This window comes from Leptothrix sp. (in: b-proteobacteria) (assembly GCF_965250675.1).
GTDB lineage: Bacteria > Pseudomonadota > Gammaproteobacteria > Burkholderiales > Burkholderiaceae_C > Sphaerotilus.
The window spans coordinates 126,821-146,021 of the sequence record NZ_CBDFPH010000001.1 but is presented as its reverse complement, the minus strand read 5'-3'; the positions used below and the strand labels follow the sequence as shown (position 1 = coordinate 146,021).

Genomic DNA, 19,201 nt, shown 5'->3' with positions numbered 1-19,201 from the left:
TCCTTCGAACCCCTTGCAGGAGTGATGACGATGAACCTCTCCCCTCCGGTACCGACCGTCAACGCCCTGGCGTCGACGAACCGGCCGGCAGACACCGAATCGATGGTCAGGCCGGTGAAGGCTCATTTTTTGAGCCTGCCAAAAGCCTTGATCGATGTGCTGCTCGCCTGGCCGGTTCCGCTGGCCGTGCTCGCCCTGTGGGCCGTGGCGGCGCAGCTGCAATGGGTCGCGCCGCAAGTGCTGCCTTCACCAGCCGCAGTGTGGGCCACCCTGCAGGAGGTGGTGCTGAGCGGCGAGCTGCTCGCCCACGTCCAGATCAGCCTGTGGCGGGTGCTGGCGGGCTTTGGCGTCGGACTGGCCGGCGGGCTGCTGCTGGGCGTGGCGATGGGCCTGTCGCCCACGGTCAAGGACTACATCTACCCGCTGTTCAAGGCCTTTGCACAGGTGCCGGTGCTCGGCTGGCTGCCGCTGCTGATGCTGCTGGTCGGCATCGATGAGGCGCTGAAGATCATCCTGATCGCCAAGGCGGCGCTGGTGCCGATTGCGCTCAACACCTACAAGGGCATCCAGGGCGTGCCGACGCGCTTCGTCGAGGTGGCGCGGGTGCTGGAATTCAGTCGCTGGCAGCTGCTCGGCAAGGTGGTGTTTCCTGCCGCGCTGGCGCCGATCTGGAACGGCGTGCGCTACGGCCTGACCCACGCCTGGCTGGCGCTGGTGGTGGTGGAGCTGCTGGCCTCCAGCGAGGGGCTGGGCTTCATGATCGTCTACGGCCGCCAGCTCTTTCAGCTCGACGTGGTGCTGGCCGCCGTCATCGCGGTGGGCGCCATCGGCTACACGCTGGACAAGCTGCTGGCCTTGATCGAGCAACGCCTGCTCGGCTGGCGCAAGGAGGCGGTGTGATGAGCCGCCGCCACGCCTTCATCCCCAAGACCCTGCGCGGCTGGGTCTTGCCGGTCGCCCTGGTCGCGCTGTGGTGGCTGGCCACGCGGCTGGGCTGGTCGACCTCGCCGCTGCTGGTCTCGCCCGAGAAAGTCTGGGCCACCGGCGTAGCGCAGATCCAGAGCGGCAAGGTCTTTGCGGCGCTCGGTGCCAGCCTGCAGCGCGACCTGATCGGCTTCGTGATCGGCAGCAGCGCCGGCCTGCTGTTTGGCGCCTTGCTGGGCGGCTCGCGCTGGTTCGAACGGCTGGTCGGCCCGAGCTTTCACACCCTCAAGCAGATCTCGCTGTTTGCGTGGATTCCGCTGCTGTCGGTCTGGTTCGGCCTGGGCGAGTCGGCCAAGGTGGCGTTCCTGTCGCTGGCGGCCTTCTTTCCGGTGGTGCTCAACACCTATGAAGGTGTACGCAGCGTTCCGGCCGACCTGCTGGAAGTCGCCCGGGTGCTGAAGTTCAACCGCCGGCAGCGCTGGCAGAAGGTGATCCTGCCCTCGGCCGCGCCGTCGATCTTTGCCGGCATTCACCTCGGGCTGATCTACGCCTGGCTGGCCACGCTGGGCGCGGAGTACCTGCTGGTCTCGGGCGAAGGCATTGCCAATCTGCTGATCGACGGCCGCGAGCACTTCTGGATGGACCTGGTGCTGTTTGGCGTGATCGTCATCGGCGCCGTCGGCTACGCCCTGAACGGGCTGGCGACGCGGGTCGAGGCGCGTGCGCTGGCCTGGCGCAGCACATCGGTCGCCAACTTCTAAACCCTTCAAGGACATTCTCATGGCCCACGCAGGCACCTTGCACATCGGCAAGCTCAGCAAGCAGTTCACCGTCAAGGGCGCGACCCTGCCGGTGCTCGAAGACATCACGCTCACCGTCAACCCGGGCGAGTTCGTCAGCATCGTCGGCAGCTCGGGCTGCGGCAAGTCGACGCTGCTGCGGCTCATCGTCGGGCTGGAGAGTGACTACCAGGGCGAGGTGCTGCTGGACGGCCAGCGCATCGTCGGCACCAGCCTGAATCGCGGCATCGTCTTCCAGGAACACCGCCTGTTTCCGTGGCTGACGGTGACGCAGAACATCGCACTCGGCCTGCTCAACGCCGAGCTGCCCGAGGCCGAGAAGGCTCAGTCGGTGAGCGAGCACATCGCGCTGGTCGGCCTGCAGGGCTTCGAAAATGCCTACCCGCATCAGCTCTCTGGCGGCATGAGCCAGCGCGTGGCCATTGCCCGCGCGCTGGTCAACCGGCCCGAGGTGCTGCTGCTGGATGAGCCCTTCGGCGCGCTGGACGCCCTGACCCGCGCCCACCTGCAGCAGGAGCTGCACCGCATCTGGCAGGCCGAGGGCATCACCATGATCCTGGTGACGCACGACGTGGAAGAGGCCGTCTACCTGGGCGACCAGGTGGTGGTGATGGAGCCGCGCCCCGGGCGCATCCGCCGCATCGTGCCGGTCGATCTGCCGCACCCGCGCGTGCGCAACAGCAGCGCCTTCAACCGCATCAAGAACGACGTGCTGGCCGAGTTCTCGGGCGAAGGACCGATCCCCTCGCCGCGCCCAGAACCCACCCAACTCTCCGACTACGGCCTGCCCCCGGGCCTGCGTTTCGCCTTCTGAACCGGACCCACTGGAGCCCTTCATGACCCAACGTCAACTGCGCCTCGGCGCCTTCATCATGGCCACCGGCCACCACGTCGCCGCCTGGCGCCATCCCGGCGCGCAGGCCGATTCGGGCGTCAACATCGACCACTACATCGCCGTGGCGCAGACCGCCGAGCGCGGCCTGTTCGACCAGGTCTTCGTCGCCGACAGCCCGGGCATCTGGCACAAGGGGGATGACGAGTCCTTCAGCCGCCAGGGCCGCATCTCGCACTTCGAGCCGGTCACGCTGTGGGCGGCGCTCGCCGCGGTGACCCAGCACATCGGCTTCGTCGCCACCGCCAGCACCACCTACGAAGACCCCTACCTGCTGGCGCGCAAGTTCGCCAGCCTGGACCTCATCAGCAAGGGCCGCGCCGCCTGGAACGTGGTCACAACCGGCGCCGACACGGTGCACGGCAACTTCGGCCTGGCCGCCCACCCCGACCCGAAGGTGCGCTACGAGCGGGCGCACGAATTCGTCGACGTCGTCAAGGGCCTGTGGGACAGCTTCGAAGACGACGCCTTCCTGCGCGACAAGGCCAGCGGCGTCTACTTCGACCCGGCCAAGCTGCACACGCTCAACCACGTTGGCAAGCACTTTCAGGTGAAGGGGCCGCTGAACGTGGAGCGCTCGCCGCAGGGTCACCCGGTGATCGTGCAGGCCGGCAGCTCCGAGGACGGCAAGGAACTGGCCGCCGCCACGGCCGAGGCCATCTTCACCGCCTGGACCAGCCTGGCCGAGGCGCAGGCCTTCTACCGCGACGTCAAGGGCCGCATGGCCAAGTACGGCCGCCGGCCCGAGCAGCTGCTGGTGCTGCCCGGCATCAGCCCCGTCATCGGCCGCACGGAAGAAGAAGCGCAGGCCAAGTGGGCAGAGTTGCAGGCGCTGATCCACCCCTCCGTCGGCATCAACACACTGGCGCAGGTCTGGCCCGAAGCCGAGCTCAAGACCTGGGACCTGGACGCCCCGCCGCCCTACTACCCCGAGCCGCCCAAGGGCGTGAACAGCCGCGCCCATGTGGTGATCGAGCTGGCCCGGCGCGAGAAGTACACCCTGCGCCAGCTCTACCAGTACCTGGCCGGCGCGCGCGGGCACTGGGTGGTGGTCGGCACGCCGCAGACCATTGCCGACCGCATGCAGGAGTGGTTCGAGAACGGCGCCGCCGACGGCTTCAACGTCATGCCGCCGGTGCTGCCGGAATCGCTCGACGAGTTCGTCGATGGGGTCGTGCCCGAGCTGCAGAAGCGCGGCCTGTTCCGCACCGCCTACGAGGGCACGACGCTGCGCGAGAACCTGGGGCTGGAGCGCCCGGTCAACCGCTATGTCCACCGTGCCCAGGCCGCCGCCTGAAACCACCCCGAGCACCCATCACGAAAGCCCACCATGTCCGCCGTTCTGGAACAACCCTCCACCCCAATCCCCACCCACGACACGCCGGCTGCACCCCGCGCCAACGCATTCAAGATCACGCCGCAGGATGCTGCCCTGGGCGCCCGCGTCAGCGGCTTCGACGCCCGCCAGCCGCTGCGCGCCGCCGAGGTACTGGCGCTCAAGCAGGCGCTGCGCGACCACCACATCCTGATCTTCCAGCAGCAGCAACTGGACGACGCCCAATACCTGCGCCTGGCCACCGCCTTCGGCAGCGTGTTCCAGCCGCCGGCCGACGTGCCAGTGCTGGCGTCGGACCCCTACGGCGGCAACACGCCGGCCATCGTCAAGGTCAGCAACGTCGACGATGGCGTGCTCGGCCACCACGAGCTGAGCGCCCACGCCGATCACCACTGGACACCGGTGCCCTCGGCCGGCTCGCTGCTCTACGCGCTGGAAGTGCCGCGCGTGGGCGGCGACACCACCTGGATCAACCTGGCTGCGGCCTACGAGGCGCTGGACGACGCAACGAAGGCCGAGATCGCCGACCTGCAGCTCATCACCTACAACCCCTTCCTGCGCCGCCTGCACCCACTGCCCTCGGGCCAGTGGCCGCGCTACCGCACGCCCGACATCACGCCGCTGACGCCGTTCGAGGCGCATCCGCTGGTACGCACGCACCCCGACAGCGGCCAGAAGGTCCTCTACCTGGACGAGTCGACCGAGGTCGAGGTGATCGGCGTTGATGCGGCCCACGGCGCCGCGCTGGTCGAGCGCCTGCGCGCCCACCTGCTGCAGCCGCGCTTTGCCTACACCCACCGCTGGCAGGTGGGCGACATCGTCTACTGGGACAACCAGGCGACGCTGCACGCCCGCAATGCGTTCGACCCGTCTGAGCGCCGCGTGCTCAAGCGCATCAGCCTGGGCGGCAGCCGGCCGTTCTGAGGCCCGGCCAGACACCCTGTTTCCCCACACCCAGAAAGCCGTTCCCATGTCCAGACCACAACCCGGCGTCGTCGCGCTGAGCCTTGTCCTGCTGTCCGGCGCCACGGCGGCGGCACCCAGCGCCGAAGACCTCGAGAAGGAAATCCGCGCGCTGCAGAAGACGGTGCAGCAATTGCAGAAAGCGCAGGGAGCCCCGGCCCATGCGGATACCGGCGCCGAACCCGTCACCAGGCAGGACTTGCTGGGCGTCAGCGCCGACCTGGAAAACTTCAAGTACCAGGTCCAGCGCGACCGCGAGACCGCCACGGCGCTGAGCAGCCGCGGCCTGCAGATCAGCGGCACCATCCAGACACGCGCGGGCGTCTCCAGCCTGGCCACCACCAGCGCCAGCGGCGGGGTCGATAGGCGCAAGCTCAGTTTTGATGTGCCGGTGGCCGTGGTCGGCTTCACCGGCAGCCTGTTCAAGGACTATGAGCAGGGTCGCAACCTGAGCTACACGCTGCGCCTGGGTGCCTCGCCGCTGGGCAACGGCACGCAGTTCGTCAACCTGCTCGACGCCCACCTGACCTACGCGGTGCTGCCCACCATCGACCCGGCCGACAACCAGCTCAACCTCACCTTCGGCCAGCAGCTGCTGCCCTTTGGCCTGGAGGTGCCGGCCACCGAGGACTTGAAGCCCGTCATCAACAACGCCCGCTTTGCCGGCGCGCTGGGCCTGGCGCAGCGGCAGATCGGCGTGATTGCGCGCGGCGAGCTGAATCCGGTGATCGACTACGGCTACAACTACCGCCAGCCCGAGCTGGCCTACGCGCTGGGCCTGGTCAACGGCAACGGCCCCAACACCGCCGACAACAACTCGCCCAAGGACTGGATCGGCCGGCTGGCCTACACGCTGCCGGCGGACTACAACTCCTGGCTGCGCCAGCTGACGCTGGGCGCCTCGGGCTACTTCGGCAAGGCCAACCGCAGCGTGGGCACCGGCACGGCGACAACGCTGGTCGAGCAGGGCGCCAAGCGCCGCGTCGGCCTGGACTTCACCTACAACCACGAGCCGCTGGGCGTGACCTACGAGCACGTGCGCGGCACCGATGGCACGGCCAGCGGCACCGCCGCAGCGCCGGTCTACGCCAGCGTCAAGAGCCGGTCCGACACGCTGACGCTGTTCTACAACCTGGGCGAGCAGTTCATCAAGGGCTACCGCGCCCAGGGCCGCTTCGACGACTGGTGGCCGCAGTCCTATCAGCCCTTCGTGCGCTTCGACCGCTTCGATCCCAACGTCAACCTGGCCGGCGACCGCGTCAAGGTCGGCACGCTGGGCCTGAACGTGTTCTTCGCCCAGACCACCAAGCTGCAGCTCAACCTGAACCGCATCAGCGACCCCTCGCGCAGCGCCAAGGCCTATGACGAACTGCTGGCGCAAGTGCAGTTCGGCTTCTGACCGGCATCAGATCCGCTTGCAACGACCCACCTCACCCTTCTTCAAATCGGAATCCCCATGAAAAAACGTCAATTCCTGCTGAGCGCGCTGGCGCTCGCTACAACGGCCACCTTCAGCCCGAGCGCGGCGGCAGCCGAGGTACCCAAGGTCATCCGCATCGGCGTGGCCACTGTCGGCGTCGGCGGCAAGCCGGTGTTCGGCGGCAGCACGACCGCGCTGGTGCACGTCAAGGGCCTGCTCGAATCGGAGTTCAAGGCCGATGGCATCAAGGTCGAATGGAACTTCTTCAAGGGCGCCGGCCCGGCCGTGAACGAGGCGCTGGCCAACAAGCTGCTCGACTTCGCCTGGCAGGGCGACCTGCCCGCCATCATCGGCCGCGCCGGCGGCCTGAAGACCAAGATCCTGCTGGCCGATGGCACGCGCGGCACCACCTACCTGGCGGTCCCCGCCGACTCGCCCGCCACGGGCATCGAGGACCTGAAGGGCAAACGCGTCGCGCTGTTCAAGGGCACCAACGGCCAGTTGCTGAGCGCCCGGATCCTGGAGCAGCGCGGCCTGAGCGAAAAGGACTTCAAGTCCATCAACATGGACGCGGCCACCACCACCGCAGCCATCTCGACCAAGGACGTGGAAGGTGCGTGGTTCGGCTTCGACGTCTTCCCGCTGGTCGATCGGGGCGTGGCCAAGATCGTCTACAGCACCCTGGGCCAGGCGCCGACGCTGTCGCGCCAGACCCATTTCCTGGTCAACGAGGACTTCGACAAGCAGTACCCCGAGGTGGTGCAGCGCGTGGTCAACACCCTGGTCAAGGAAGCGGCCTGGGCCTCCGACGACGCCAACCGCGAGCAGGTGCTGCAGCAGTGGAGCAAGTCCGGCGTGCCCTACAAGGCCTACAAGCAGGACTACGAGGGCACACCGCTGAAGGTGCGTCTGTCGCCGCTGCTCGACGACTTCTTCCGCACCCACTACCGCAGCTCGGTCGACCTGGCGCGCAAGTTCAAGCTGGTGCGCGGCGACGTGGACGTCAATGCCTGGCTGGATGGCCAACACCTGCAGCAGGCACTCAAGCAGCTCAAGCTGGAATCACACTGGCCCGAGTTCGATGCGCGCGGCGAGTTGAAGAAGCAGCCCTGAACAGCCGCTTGAAGCTCCTCAGCCGGCACCAGTCACCATGAAGAAGGCCATCCATCAGGGATGGCCTTCTTGTGATGCACAGGAATATCAGCGTGGATCCGACGACATGGCCTGCACGCGAGGATCGGCATCGGGCCGCATGGCCCGCCAGCCCACGCCCAGAAACACCGGCACGAACAGCAGGAAGACGGTCTGCAGGCCCCAGCGTTCGCCCAGCGTGCCGCCCAGCAGCCCGCCGACCAATCCACCCAGCGGACCGACCAGCGCATTCAGCACGGCCATGCGGCTGCGGCCCAGCCGCGCGCCCAGGCGGGCGAGCTGCGTCAGCGTCTGGATCTGCAACAGCCCCAGGCCCAACCCCAGCACCGCACCGCCCAGCCACAGCAGCGCCACGCCGCGTGTCGTGCCACGTGCGCCGCCCAGGCAGGCCAGCGCCAGCACCGTCACGGCCACGGCCACAGGCACCGCACGCGGGCCCAGGCGTCGGGCCAGGTTGCCGCCCAGGAACAACGCCGCCACCAGCGCCGAACCCTGCACCGCCACCAGTGCTCCGGCGCCTGCCACCGGCAGCCCCAGTTGCTGCACCGCCAGCACGACGATGTAGAAGGCGTAGAACATGTGCAGCGACTGGATGGCCGCCTCCTGCAGCGCCACCTGCCGTACCGCCGGGTCGCGCAGCAGCGTGCGCCACGGCGGGCGCGGCACCGTGGTGCCCGCCGTGGCGACCCCACCGTGCGTACCGCCCAGCACCTGCGGCGCCACGGCCACGGTGACGGCGAACAGGGCCGCGATCAGCGCATAGCTGCCGGCATGGCCCACCGCATGCACCACGCCGGCGGCCAGCATCGGCCCGACCAGGAACATGCCGACCATGTGCGTGCCGCGGAACCAGCCGGCGCGGGCCTCGCCGATGCGCTCCAGCTCGCCCATGAACACCGTGTTGAGCGACACGAAGCGGAAGGGCATGCAGCAGCTGACCAGCGCCGTGCCCGCCAGCAGGAACGGCAGTTGTGGCACCTGCGGCAGCAGCAGATAGAGGCCTGCCGCCGCCACGCTGCCGATGGTGAACAGGCGCCGCGGGCCGAAGCGTTCCACCCAGCCGCTCATCGGCAGGCTCAGCAGCAGGATGCCGACCATCTGCGCAGCGGCCACCGCCGCCAGCATCCAGCCCTGCGCGCCCAGGTGCAGCGCGTACAGGGTGGTGGTGACCTTGGCCAGGCCGACGCTGGTGCCCATGAAGGCCGACAGCAGCGCAAACCACAGCAGGAAACGGTGGGGGGCCAGCCGGCCGCGCAGGTCCGCGCGGGCGCGGCCCCAACGCGTGGCGGGCGGACTGACGCGGGCACGCGGCGCGGTTCGGACTTCAGCACCCGGCTGTGCAGGCCGTTGACGGCCAGCGGCACGTCACCGGCCACCGTCACGCGGCGCACCACGCGGTGCTGGTCGCCGTAGTCGTTGATGGCGTAGTGCTGGGTGGCGCGGTTATCCCAGATCGCCACGTCGCCCTCGGCCCAGCGCCAGCGCACGGTGTTTTCCAGCCGGGTGATGTGGGCCTGGAAGATCTCCAGCAGCCGCGCCGAATCGTGCGTGCTGTGGCCGGAAAAGCGCTTGAGGAAGTGGCCGGCCACCAGCGTGCGCTCGCCGGTCTCGGGGTGGATGCGCACCAGCGGGTGCTCGGTCTCGATCAGGCGGGAGGTGAAGACCTCGCGGTAGTTCTTCAGCCCCGCGTCGTCGGCGGCAGCCTGCGGTCGCGCGGCAGCGTAGTCGTAGTCGTTGCCGTGCACGGCCCAGAGCTGGTCGGCCAGCGCCTTCAGCGCAGGCGGCAGCGCTTCATAGGCCGCAGCCGTATTGGCCCAGACGGTATCGCCGCCGTAGGCCGGAATGACCACCGCGCGCAGCACCGAGACCTTGGGGTAGTCCGGCTCGAAGGTCACGTCGGTGTGCCAGGAATTGGCCCGTCCGCCGTGCTGCGAGTCCAACTCCAGGATGCGCGTGCCGTCCTTGGATGGCACGGTGGGGTGATCCACCAGTTCGCCCCACAGCCGGGCCACGGCCTGATGCTGGGTGTCGTCCAGATGCTGCTGACCCCGGAAGAACAGCACTTTGTGGCGTCGCAGCGCGGCGCGAAGGGCGGCAGCGGTGCCGCCCGCCAGATCGCCCGAAAGGCGGACGCCACGGACTTCGGCGCCGATATGGCCGGCCTGGCGGATCAGGTCGAGTGGGGCGTGGGCATCGGCGGCAGCGGAAGCAGGAATCGGAAGCACGGCGCTCATGGAACAGTCCTTGGAAGGTGAGGAAACAGGGTGAACCGTCACCTTAGGATCGCCCGCCCGCCAAGGGAAGGAAGCATTGGTTGGCTGCTTATGCGAACCGCCCTCCAACGCCAGTCAGCCGACTTGAGGCGCCGCCGTGATGCGTCCCATGCAGGCACCAAAGCCGATGCGCACCGTACCGGCCCGAGTGCAGCTCGCGCGCAGCGTGACCTCATCGCCGTCCTGCAGGAAACGGCGCTGCTCGCCACTGGGCAGTGTCAATGGCTGCTTGCCACCCTGGCTCAATTCCAGCAGCGAGCCGCCCTGGCTGGCCTCTGCGCCCGAGAGCGTGCCGGTGCCGAGTAGATCGCCCGGCTGCAGGTTGCAGCCGCCCACGGTGTGGTGGGTCAGCAGCTGAGCCAGCGTCCAGTAGGCATCACGCAGATTGGACTGGCTCAGGCGCACCGGCTCAATGGCCTGCTCGCGCATCGCCGGGGTCTGCAGCAGCACTTCGAGCGCAATGTCGATCTGGCCCTGCGCGCGGTTGGCCGCACTGTCCAGATAGGGCAAGGGCTGCGGCTCACCAGCGGCACGCTCGAAGGCGCAGCGGTACGGCGCCAGCGCCTCCATCGTCACCACCCAGGGCGACACGGTGCTGGCGAAGTTCTTGGCCAGAAAGGGCCCCAGCGGCTGGTATTCCCAGGCCTGCAGGTCACGCGCCGACCAGTCGTTGAACAGCACCAGACCAAACAGCGCGCCTTCGGCCTGCTCGATGCCGACCGGCTCGCCCAAGGCATTGGCGCAGCCGACGATGGCGCCCAACTCCAGCTCGTAATCCAGACGCTGGCTCGGACCGAAGCCCGGCACCTCGGCATCCGGCGCCTTGGTCTGGCCATTGGGCCGGCGCACCGGCGTACCGCTGACGACGATCGACGACGCCCGGCCGTGGTAGCCGATCGGCACCCACTTGTAGTTGGGCAGCAGCGGGTTGTCGGGGCGGAACAGCTTGCCGACCGTGGTGGCGTGGTGAATGCCGGTGTAGAAATCGGTGTAGTCGCCAATGTGGCACGGCAGGCCCAGCTCGATCTGGTCTTGCGCGATCAGGCACGGCTGCAGCGCCGCTTGTCGGGTGCTGCCTTGCGCCAACGCGGAGGACAGCGCAGCCCGTGTGCCACGCCAAGCGGCGTGGCCCAGCGTCATGAAGGCGTTCAGGTCACCGGCGGCCAGCGGCGCCATCCAGCGCTGCTGCTCAGGCGTCCATGGCGCTGCTTGCAGCGCTGCAGCCAGGTCGAGCACCTGATCGCCAATGGCCACGCCCATGCGCCAGGCTTCTTGACTGCCCGCGCGACGCAAGCGCCCATAGGGCAGGTTCTGGATGGGGAAATCGGTCTGCCCGTCGTTGGCGCTGGCGACCCAGCTCTTGAGGGTTGGGTCGTGCGTGGCGTTGAGTTGGACCTTGAGTTCAGCTTTAGCGGTCGTCATGTTCATCCCTCGAATTGGTCTTGCAGGCCAGCCCAGCAACTGGCGTAGTCAGCGTCCAGCGCGCCGCCCTGCAGCGCGAACGCCGTCGGGCGCAGGCACCAGCGGCTCTCGAACATGAAGGCCAGCGTCTGGTCGAGCTTGTGAGGCTCAAGCGCTGCGCCACTGGCCCTGGTGAAGGCCTCGGTGTCCGGGCCGTGCGGCACCATGCTGTTGTGCAGGCTCATGCCGCCGGGCTTGAAGCCGCCCGGTTTGGCGTCGTACTGGCCGTAGACCAGGCCCATGAACTCGCTCATCACGTTGCGGTGGTACCAGGGCGGGCGGAAGGTGTCCTCGGCCACCAGCCAGCGCGGCGGGAAGATCACGAAGTCGCAGTTCGCCCAGCCCGGCGTGTCGCTCGGCGAGGTCAGCACGGTGAAGATGCTCGGGTCGGGATGGTCGACGCTGATCGATCCGATCGTCATGAAGTGCCGCGTGTCGTACTTGAACGGCGTCAGGTTGCCGTGCCACGCCACGACGTTGAAGGGGCTGTGCGCCTGCCGTGCGCGCCAGAGCTGGCCGCCGTATTTCTTGACGATCTCGTAAGCGCCTTCTTGTGTCTCAAAGGCCGCCACCGGCGCCAGGAAATCACGCGCGCTGGCCAGGCCGTTGGAGCCGATCGGGCCCAGCTCTGGCAGGCGGAAGGCGGCGCCGTAGTTCTCGCAGACATAGCCGCGCGACGGGCCGTCGACCTCGACCTTGAAGAGCCAGGCCGCGCGGCAGCAGCGCGATCTCGCCAGGCGCGGCCTCCAGCCGGCCCAGTTCGGTGGTGAGGCGCAGCGTGCCCTGCTGCGGCACCAGCAGCATCTCGCCATCGGCGTTGACGAAGGCGCGCCGACCCATCGCTCTGGTTGACCAGGTACCAGGTGCGCGGCCATGCCGCTCTGCGCCGCCACATCGCCGTTGACGGCCACGGTGCGCAGGCCGCTCGATGAAGTCGAGCGGTTCATCGACCGGAATCGCCACCGGATGCCAGCGCAGCGGGTCGGGCGGCGCAGCCTTCGACCCTCCGCCGCACCGGTCTTCCATAGCGGCTGCGCGTAGCGGTGCGGTAGCCGCCGACCACGACCGAGGGCTGGCGACGGTAGAGCCAGCTGCGCTGGTTGTCGGCGCGTGGCGCGGTGAAGGCGCTGCCCGACAACAGTTCGGCGTACAGCCCGTGCGGCACGCGCTGCGGGCTGTTGCGGCCGACCGGCAGGCGCCGGGCACGGCCTCGGTGGCGAACTGGTTGCCGAAGCCGGATCTGGTAGGTGAGCGATGCATTCATCATGTGAATCCGAAAAGTCAGACCGTTGCACTGGCGCGGGCGGCGTCCAGCGCCTGCTTTCAGCACCGCCGTCGCGCCGATGTGGTTGGCCAGCAGCAGCACCAGCCGGCGTTGAGGGCGTGGCTGGCGCCTCGTCCAGGTCGCGGTGGGCGTCGATCAGCGCCTCATAGAAGTCGTCGGGCGCTTCAAGGTGGGTTCGGGTATTGAGCATGGGCAGTCACTCCAGGTTCATTGCAAGGCCAGCGCGCGGCGCAGCGCCTGGGCGATCTGCGGTGGTCAGCCGGCACGCCAGCGTGCGGCCACATGCTGGTCGGGGCGCATCAGGTAGACGGTGCCGGGCCGCGCGTCGTAGCGTGTTGCGGCCAGGCCTTGCGCATCGGGCATGCACGTCAACGCCGGCCGACTTGAGGCTCAAGGTTCGCACCGTCAGCACCTGATCGGACGCAAACTGCCAGCATCTTTTCATCGACATCAAAGCACCAGCAAAGTGAAGCTCTGGCTGTGAGCCAGCTCTGACAGCAGCCAGCCCTCACGGCCATTGACCGGATGCGCGCATCGCACACACGGCGCCCGGCGCATCAGGCCGGCGAAGTCGTCCCCATCCGGCGTGTTGAGCGGCGAGCCATGCAGCGTGGCCGGCACCGACAGCCGGCCGCTGTTGACGAGCGGCGGGCGAACGGCATGGTCGCGGGCGCCAGGTCGAGCACCGCATCGCGGAAGAGCCTTGCTGACCTCGCGCTCTTGGGCGTGATGAAGTCGGTGGCGCGGTGGAGTTGAGGATGTTCTCGTCGGCGGCGTATTCGCGCTCGCTGCTGTAGCTGGCCAGCAGAGCGTCACCGGCCTGACCGCGCAGCACGGCGTCGAGCTTCCAGCCCAGGTTGTCGGCGTCCTGCACGCCGGAGTTGGCGCCGCGCGCACCGAAGGGCGACACGCCGTGCGCCGAGTCGCCCGCGAAGATGACCCGGCCATGTGCGGAAGCGCTCCATGCGCTGGCAGGCGAAGGTGTAGACGCTGGCCCACTCCAGCTCGAACGATGGCAGAACGCGCATCCGCCTCGCCCCGGCTGGCGGCGGCAGCGGCGAGCAGCGCATTGCACGCGCGGGATGATGCGCTCGGGCTGCTTCTCGAACTCGGGGTCGGCGTCCCAGCCGAGCTGGAAGTCGATGCGCCAGACGCCATCGGCCTGGCGATGCAGCAGCACGCTCTGGCCGGGGTGGAACGGCGGGTCGAACCAGAACCAGCGCTCTGGCCGGAAAGTCGGCCGCCATCGCACATCAGCGATCAGGAAACGATCCCGGAAGACGCGGCCCTTGCTTTCCTGCCCCAGCAGCGCGCGCAGCGGCGAGCGCGAGCCGTCGCAGGCGGTGACGTAATCGGCGCGCAGCGTGATACGGGCCGTCGGGTGTGCCGACGGTGAGCGTGGCGCCGTCGGCGTCCTGCGTCAGGCCGATCGACCTTGTTGAGCCAGCGCAGCTCGATGTTGCCCGCAACTGCAGCGCGCGCTCCACCAGGCTGGCCTCGGCGTAATACTGCTGCAGGTTGATGAAGGCCGGGTATTGATGACCGGCCTCGGGCAGCAGGTCGAACTGGTAGACCTGCTGCTCATGCCGAAGAAAACCTTGCCGACGTTCCATGACACGCCCTTGCCGAGCATGCGCTGGCCGACGCCGAGGCGGTCCCAGATTTCCAGCGTGCGCTTGGCAAAGCAGATCGCGCGCGAGCCGCTCGACAGCCGGTGGTCGTTGTCCAGCAACACCACCTTCTGGCCGCGCTGGGCCAGGTCAATCGCCAGGCTCAATCCTACCGGGCCGGCGCCGACGATCACGACCGGGTGGCGCACCGGCTGAGCCTGGTCTTGATCCGGCGAGCGCCCATAGGCGAACTCGATCGCCTGAATCTCGGCGCCAACGCCGTTGAAGTTCGGGGTCATGGTGCGTCCGCCTTCAGTGCGGGGGGCGTCAGCCTTCGAGGGCTTTCCACATCTCGATGTCGCGCTCGGCGGTCCAGATGCGCGGGTCGGTGTGACCGCTGGCCTCGTCGTATGCACGCGTCACGTCGAAGGGCATGCAGTGGTTGAAGATCACCCAGTGGCCATATTGGGGCTGCAGCGCGGCGAAGGTTTCTTCGTAGACGCGGCGCAGGTCCTTGGCCGGCGGCGGCACCGGCCTTGACGCTGGCGTACAGGTCGCTGATGAAGGCGCGCGTGCCGGCCAGGCCGGCGGCCACTGCTTCGGGCGTCTGCAGCGCGGCGCCCCGGCCGGGCACCAGCTTCTCGGGCTGGAGCGCGGCGAGGTTGTCCAGCGTCTGCGGCCAGTCGGTGAAGTAGGCGTCGCCGGCGTAGGGCGTGGCGTCGAACTCGACCAGATCGCCGCTGAACAGGATTTTTTCCTGCGGCAGCCAGGCCACGGTGTCGCCCTTGGTGTGGCCGCGGCCGAGTTGCAGCAGCTGCACTTCGAGCTTGCCCAGCCACAGCGTCATCTTGCCGGTGAAGGTCATCGTCGGCCAGGTCAGGCCCGGCGGCACCGACTCTCGACGTTCTGGAACAGGCGCGGGAAGCGGCCGATCTCGCTGGCCTTGTCCTGAACTCGCCGCGCTCAACGATCAGGTCGCGCGTGTCCTGGCTGGCGATGATGTGATCGGGCTGCGTAGGCGCTGGCGCCCAGCACGCGCACCGCGTGGTAGTGGCTCAGCAGCACGTACTTGATGGGCTTGTCGGTGACCTCGCGGATGCGGCGGATCACGTCCTGCGCCATCACCGGCGTGGCCTGGGTGTCGATCACCATGACCGCGTCGTCGCCGATGATGATGCCGGTGTTCGGGTCGCCTTCGGCCGTGTAGGCGTAGGCGTGTTCGGACAGGCGGTCGAAGCTGACCTTCTTCTCTTCGAGGTCGGCAGCGGAGGCAAAGGTCTTCGTTTCAACTTTAGTCATGATCAAACCCATTCAGCTATTCAGAACACGGTTTGATCTTAGGGAGTTCATTTGTTAATGTCTAACTCATTCAATTTGGTAAAAACCCTAGGTTCACTTTGACAGCGATTTCTTCTTCCGACATGCCGCTCGATACCGAGTCCACCCCACGCCCCTCGCGCGGCATCCAGAGCGTGGAGGTCGGCGGCCAGCTGCTGCTGGCGCTGGCGCACACCGGCCGGCCGATGGCGCTGAAAGACCTGGCACGCGAGGCTGGCATGGCGCCCGCCAAGGCGCATCCCTACCTGGTCAGCTACGGCAAGCTCGGGCTGGTGGTGCAGGACGACGTGAGCGGCCACTACGGCCTGGGGCCGCTGGCGCTGCAGCTCGGGCTGATCAGCCTGCAGCAGTTCGACCCGGTGCGGCTGGCCAGCGCCGAGTTGCCCGCGCTGGCGCGCCAGGTCGGCCACACGGTGGCGATTGCGGTCTGGGGCAACCGCGGCCCGACCATCGTGCGGCTGGAGGAAGGCCCCAGCGCCGTGCACGTCAACATGCGCCACGGCACGGTGGTGTCGCTGGACGGCACGGCCTCGGGCCTGCTGTTTGCCGCACACCGGCCGCGCGACGAGATCGACGCCGTGCTGAAGGCCGAGACCGGCCGCAAGCCCGGCGCCGGCTGGGCCGCCCTGCTGGCGCAGATCCGCCAGCAGGGCTACAGCTGGGCGGTCGACGGCTCGATGCCCGGCATCAGCGCGCTGGCCGCGCCGGTGTTCGACGGCTTTGGCGCGATGGTGCTGGGCCTGGTCGCCATCGGCCCGAGCGCGGCGCTGGCCGGCCCGCCCGACAGCGCCGCCGTGACCGCGCTGCGGGCCGCCGCGCAGACGGTGTCGCGCCGGCTGGGTCAGCGCGCCTGAGCACGGCGGCACCCACCTGACACCGAACTGACCCGTTTTGCGGGAAAACACGGATCGCCGGAACAGCAGGCCGGTGATTCAATTCATCTCGCTGTGGAAACGGTTCCACTCTCCCTCTGATCCCGCCATGCCCCTGCTGCCCCTATCATCGCCGCTCACGTTTTCTGCCGATGAGATTGCCACGCTGGCGCCGCCGATGGGCTCGCCCATGCGGCGCAAGGATTTCCTGTTTGGCGTGGCGACCGCGTCGTATCAGATCGAAGGCGCGGCACAGGCCGATGGCCGGCTGGCGAGCATCTGGGACACCTTCTCGCGCACGCCCGGCAAGGTGCTCAACGGCGATACCGGCGACGTGGCCTGTGATCACTACCACCGCTGGGCCGACGATGTCGACCTGATCGCCAACCTGGGCGTCGATGGGTATCGGCTGTCGATTGCCTGGCCGCGCGTGATGGACGAAAACGGTCAGGCCAACCAGAAGGGCCTGGATTTCTACCGCCGCCTGCTCGACAAGCTGGCGGACAAGGGTTTGCAGCGTTTCGTCACGCTCTACCACTGGGATCTGCCGCAGCATCTGGAAGACCAGGGCGGCTGGCTCCACCGCGACACGGTCTACCGCTTTGCCGAATACACCGATCTGGTGACGCGTGCGCTGCAGGGCCACGTCACGTCGTGGGCGACGCTGAACGAGCCGTGGTGCTCGGCCTTCCTCGGCTACGGCAACGGCCACCACGCCCCCGGCCTGGCCGAGCCGCGCCACGCGGCGCAAGCCATGCATCACCTGCTGCTGGCGCATGGCAAGGCGGTGGAGGTGATCCGCCGCAACGACCCGGGCGCGCTGGTGGGCATCGTCGCCAACGTGGGCGCCACCCAGCCGGCCAGCGACAGCGCGGCCGACCGGGCGGCGGCTGAGTTGGCCGACGTCTTCCAGACCGGCTGGGTGCTCGACCCGCTGCTCAAAGGCCGTCACGCCGAGGCCATGAACCGCCTCTGGCCCGGCAGCGAGCCGCAGGTGCGCCCGGGCGACATGGAAGCCATCGCGGCGCCGCTGGATTTCCTGGGCATCAACTTCTATTCCCGCCTGACCGCGCAGAGCGACGGCGGACACGGTTTCACGCCGGTGGACCTGCCCGGCGTGGAGCGCACGCAGATGGGCTGGGAGGTGTATCCGGAAGGCCTGGAGCACCTGCTGCGCCGCTTCAAGCGCGACTACCCCAAGCTGCCGCCGATCTACATCACCGAAAACGGCATGGCGAATGACGACCACGTCGTCGACGGCGCCGTGACCGACCATCACCGCATCAGTTACCTCAACCGCCACTTTGCGGCGGTGAGCCGTGCCATGCAGGCCGGTGTGGATGTGCGCGGCTACTTTGTCTGGTCGCTGATGGACAACTACGAATGGGCGTTCGGGTATGAGCGCCGCTTCGGGCTGGTGCATGTCGACTACGCAACGCAAGTCCGCACGCCCAAGCTCAGCGCCAACCTGTTGCGCGAGTACCTGCATTCGCGCCGCTGAACCGAACGCCTCGAACACCGAACATCGAATTGAACCCGCTGCAATGAGGTTCTTAACCGCCGATCCATCGGCATGCCCCTGAGGAGACAACTCATGAAGATCGCCCCCCTGTCCCGCCGCCACGGCATCGCCGCTGCGGCCCTGATCGTTGCCGGCGCGCTCGCCCCGGCTGCCCACGCCCAGAAGGCGGAAGTGATCCACTGGTGGACCTCGGGGGGCGAAGCCGCCGCGATCAAGGAATTCGCCACCATGTACACCAAGCAAGGTGGCACCTGGGCCGACACCCCGATCGCCGGCGGCGGCGGCGCCCAGGCGCGCACCGTGACGATCAACCGCACCATCGGTGGCGATCCCCCGACGGCCGCGCAGTTCAACTACGGCAAGCAGTACGAAGAGATCATCAAGGAAGGCCTGCTCAACAACCTCGATGACGTCGCGGCCAAGGGCAACTGGGACAAGCTGCTGCCCGAGAAGATCAAGAAGTCGATCAAGATCGACGGCCACTACTACGCCGTGCCGGTCAACCTGCACAACGAGAACTGGGTCTGGTCCAACAAGGCCGTGCTGGCCAAGGCCGGCGTGACCAAGGACCCGCAGACGCTCGACGAGCTGTTTGCCGCGCTCGACAAGGTCAAGGCCAGCGGCGTCACCGCGCTGGCGCTGGGTGGCCAGGGCTGGCAGGAAGGCATCACCTTCCGCTCGATCCTGCTGGCCGTCGGCGGCCGTGACCTGTACCTGAAGACCTTCAAGGACAAGGACACCAGCGGCCCGCAGTTCCGCAAGACGGTGGAGAGCTTCAGGAAGCTCAAGGGCTATGTGGACGCCGGCTCGCCGGGCCGCGACTGGAACCTGGCCACCGCGATGGTGATCGACGGCAAGGCCGGCTTCCAGTTCATGGGCGACTGGGCCAAGGGCGAGTTCGTCAACGCCAACAAGACGGCGGGCAAGGAGTTCGGCTGCTTCATGGCCGGCGGCCCGAAGATGGCCTACGCCATCGGCGGCGACGTGATCGTCTTCCCCAAGTCGAACAAGCCTGACACGGCTGCCGCGCAGAAGAAGCTGGCCGAGATGATGATCTCGCCGGCCGGCCAGGTGGCGTTCAACAACAAGAAGGGCTCGATCCCGATCCGCACCGACGTCGACCTGAGCGCGGTCGACATCTGCGCCCAGCAAGGCGTGCAGGCGATCAAGGAAAACCGCCTGCTGGAGAGCAACAACGAACTGCTGAGCCCGGACGCCAACGGCGCCTTCGAGGACGCGGTCAGCAAGTTCTGGAACTCCACCCAGTCGGTCGACGACGCCATCAAGGCGATGACCACGGCCCTCAAGCGCTGATGCGCTGAAGGCCTCCCTGCCCGGGGCGCCGCGCCGACG

Annotated in this window: 14 protein-coding genes and 6 pseudogenes; 10 read left to right on the top strand and 10 right to left on the bottom strand. The window is 68.0% G+C overall.

Going from position 1 to position 19,201, the window contains the following annotated elements; genetic code table 11:
* Positions 1 to 102 precede the first annotated feature (102 nt).
* Genes AC5IG3_RS00470 through AC5IG3_RS00440 form a run of 7 tightly spaced genes read left to right on the top strand, consistent with a single transcriptional unit; the run spans position 103 to position 7,448 of the window.
* Positions 103 to 900, top strand: coding sequence for an ABC transporter permease (locus AC5IG3_RS00470; protein WP_491905015.1), 798 nt, complete (start codon positions 103 to 105; stop codon positions 898 to 900).
* Positions 900 to 1,685: an ABC transporter permease gene (locus AC5IG3_RS00465; protein ID WP_491896853.1), complete on the top strand. Its 786-nt coding sequence runs from the start codon at positions 900 to 902 to the stop codon at positions 1,683 to 1,685. Before AC5IG3_RS00470 ends, AC5IG3_RS00465 begins: the two co-directional genes overlap by 1 nt.
* A gap of 19 nt (positions 1,686 to 1,704) precedes the next feature.
* Positions 1,705 to 2,538: an ABC transporter ATP-binding protein gene (locus AC5IG3_RS00460; RefSeq protein WP_491896852.1), complete on the top strand. Its 834-nt coding sequence runs from the start codon at positions 1,705 to 1,707 to the stop codon at positions 2,536 to 2,538.
* A gap of 22 nt (positions 2,539 to 2,560) precedes the next feature.
* A complete protein-coding gene (locus AC5IG3_RS00455; RefSeq protein WP_491896851.1) occupies positions 2,561 to 3,913 on the top strand; it encodes an LLM class flavin-dependent oxidoreductase in 1,353 nt (450 codons plus the stop codon).
* 33 nt (positions 3,914 to 3,946) lie between these two features.
* Complete coding sequence (locus AC5IG3_RS00450; RefSeq protein WP_491896850.1) at positions 3,947 to 4,876, top strand: TauD/TfdA dioxygenase family protein; 930 nt, start codon at positions 3,947 to 3,949, stop codon at positions 4,874 to 4,876.
* A 46-nt stretch (positions 4,877 to 4,922) separates the two neighbouring features.
* A complete protein-coding gene (locus tag AC5IG3_RS00445; protein WP_491896849.1) occupies positions 4,923 to 6,314 on the top strand; it encodes a porin in 1,392 nt (463 codons plus the stop codon).
* A 57-nt stretch (positions 6,315 to 6,371) separates the two neighbouring features.
* Positions 6,372 to 7,448: an ABC transporter substrate-binding protein gene (locus tag AC5IG3_RS00440; RefSeq protein ID WP_491896848.1), complete on the top strand. Its 1,077-nt coding sequence runs from the start codon at positions 6,372 to 6,374 to the stop codon at positions 7,446 to 7,448.
* Positions 7,449 to 7,535: 87 nt separating this feature from the next.
* Here the strand turns inward: AC5IG3_RS00440 and AC5IG3_RS00435 are convergent, their stop codons facing one another.
* The 10 genes and pseudogenes from AC5IG3_RS00435 to AC5IG3_RS00390 form a co-directional block, all read right to left on the bottom strand.
* A complete protein-coding gene (locus tag AC5IG3_RS00435; RefSeq protein ID WP_491896847.1) occupies positions 7,536 to 8,684 on the bottom strand; it encodes an MFS transporter in 1,149 nt (382 codons plus the stop codon).
* A 53-nt stretch (positions 8,685 to 8,737) separates the two neighbouring features.
* Positions 8,738 to 9,721, bottom strand: a pseudogene (locus tag AC5IG3_RS00430) (TauD/TfdA dioxygenase family protein); the annotation flags it as partial.
* 114 nt (positions 9,722 to 9,835) lie between these two features.
* The gene (gene fahA / locus AC5IG3_RS00425) at positions 9,836 to 11,182 is read right to left on the bottom strand and encodes a fumarylacetoacetase (protein WP_491896846.1); all 1,347 of its coding nucleotides are present in this window, start codon (positions 11,180 to 11,182) and stop codon (positions 9,836 to 9,838) included.
* Positions 11,183 to 11,184: 2 nt separating this feature from the next.
* Positions 11,185 to 11,865 (bottom strand): annotated as a pseudogene (locus AC5IG3_RS00420) (homogentisate 1,2-dioxygenase domain-containing protein); the annotation flags it as partial.
* Positions 11,807 to 12,400, bottom strand: a pseudogene (locus AC5IG3_RS00415) (homogentisate 1,2-dioxygenase); the annotation flags it as partial. The pseudogenes AC5IG3_RS00420 and AC5IG3_RS00415, both read right to left, overlap by 59 nt.
* A pseudogene (locus AC5IG3_RS00410) lies at positions 12,318 to 12,485 on the bottom strand (homogentisate 1,2-dioxygenase); the annotation flags it as partial. The pseudogenes AC5IG3_RS00410 and AC5IG3_RS00415, both read right to left, overlap by 83 nt.
* A gap of 139 nt (positions 12,486 to 12,624) precedes the next feature.
* A pseudogene (locus AC5IG3_RS00405) lies at positions 12,625 to 12,696 on the bottom strand (DUF2783 domain-containing protein); the annotation flags it as partial.
* 318 nt (positions 12,697 to 13,014) lie between these two features.
* Positions 13,015 to 13,824, bottom strand: a complete 810-nt coding sequence (locus AC5IG3_RS00400; protein ID WP_491905014.1) for an FAD-dependent monooxygenase — start codon at positions 13,822 to 13,824, stop codon at positions 13,015 to 13,017.
* 102 nt (positions 13,825 to 13,926) lie between these two features.
* Positions 13,927 to 14,415 carry an FAD-dependent oxidoreductase gene (locus AC5IG3_RS00395; protein WP_491896845.1) on the bottom strand — a complete coding sequence of 163 codons (489 nt, stop codon included), beginning with the start codon at positions 14,413 to 14,415 and terminating at the stop codon, positions 13,927 to 13,929.
* A gap of 28 nt (positions 14,416 to 14,443) precedes the next feature.
* Positions 14,444 to 15,415 (bottom strand): annotated as a pseudogene (locus AC5IG3_RS00390) (MBL fold metallo-hydrolase).
* Positions 15,416 to 15,537: 122 nt separating this feature from the next.
* Between AC5IG3_RS00390 and AC5IG3_RS00385 the strand changes: the two are divergent.
* The 3 genes from AC5IG3_RS00385 (at position 15,538) to AC5IG3_RS00375 (ending at position 19,162) form a co-directional block, all read left to right on the top strand.
* Positions 15,538 to 16,308, top strand: a complete 771-nt coding sequence (locus AC5IG3_RS00385; RefSeq protein ID WP_491896844.1) for an IclR family transcriptional regulator — start codon at positions 15,538 to 15,540, stop codon at positions 16,306 to 16,308.
* A 127-nt stretch (positions 16,309 to 16,435) separates the two neighbouring features.
* A complete protein-coding gene (locus AC5IG3_RS00380) occupies positions 16,436 to 17,827 on the top strand; it encodes a GH1 family beta-glucosidase (RefSeq protein WP_491896843.1) in 1,392 nt (463 codons plus the stop codon).
* 93 nt (positions 17,828 to 17,920) lie between these two features.
* Positions 17,921 to 19,162 carry an ABC transporter substrate-binding protein gene (locus AC5IG3_RS00375; protein ID WP_491896842.1) on the top strand — a complete coding sequence of 414 codons (1,242 nt, stop codon included), beginning with the start codon at positions 17,921 to 17,923 and terminating at the stop codon, positions 19,160 to 19,162.
* Positions 19,163 to 19,201 lie beyond the last annotated feature (39 nt).

Excerpts from the sequence above, each read along its gene's own strand:
- AC5IG3_RS00470 (WP_491905015.1), top strand. The coding sequence starts at position 103 with ATGGTCAGGCCGGTGAAGGCTCATTTTTTGAGCCTGCCAAAAGCCTTG.
- AC5IG3_RS00465 (WP_491896853.1), top strand. The coding sequence starts at position 900 with ATGAGCCGCCGCCACGCCTTCATCCCCAAGACCCTGCGCGGCTGGGTC.
- AC5IG3_RS00460 (WP_491896852.1), top strand. The coding sequence starts at position 1,705 with ATGGCCCACGCAGGCACCTTGCACATCGGCAAGCTCAGCAAGCAGTTC.
- AC5IG3_RS00455 (WP_491896851.1), top strand. The coding sequence starts at position 2,561 with ATGACCCAACGTCAACTGCGCCTCGGCGCCTTCATCATGGCCACCGGC.
- AC5IG3_RS00450 (WP_491896850.1), top strand. The coding sequence starts at position 3,947 with ATGTCCGCCGTTCTGGAACAACCCTCCACCCCAATCCCCACCCACGAC.
- AC5IG3_RS00445 (WP_491896849.1), top strand. The coding sequence starts at position 4,923 with ATGTCCAGACCACAACCCGGCGTCGTCGCGCTGAGCCTTGTCCTGCTG.
- AC5IG3_RS00440 (WP_491896848.1), top strand. The coding sequence starts at position 6,372 with ATGAAAAAACGTCAATTCCTGCTGAGCGCGCTGGCGCTCGCTACAACG.
- AC5IG3_RS00435 (WP_491896847.1), bottom strand. The coding sequence starts at position 8,684 with ATGGGCACCAGCGTCGGCCTGGCCAAGGTCACCACCACCCTGTACGCG.
- fahA (WP_491896846.1), bottom strand. The coding sequence starts at position 11,182 with ATGACGACCGCTAAAGCTGAACTCAAGGTCCAACTCAACGCCACGCAC.
- AC5IG3_RS00395 (WP_491896845.1), bottom strand. The coding sequence starts at position 14,415 with ATGACCCCGAACTTCAACGGCGTTGGCGCCGAGATTCAGGCGATCGAG.
- AC5IG3_RS00385 (WP_491896844.1), top strand. The coding sequence starts at position 15,538 with ATGCCGCTCGATACCGAGTCCACCCCACGCCCCTCGCGCGGCATCCAG.
- AC5IG3_RS00380 (WP_491896843.1), top strand. The coding sequence starts at position 16,436 with ATGCCCCTGCTGCCCCTATCATCGCCGCTCACGTTTTCTGCCGATGAG.
- AC5IG3_RS00375 (WP_491896842.1), top strand. The coding sequence starts at position 17,921 with ATGAAGATCGCCCCCCTGTCCCGCCGCCACGGCATCGCCGCTGCGGCC.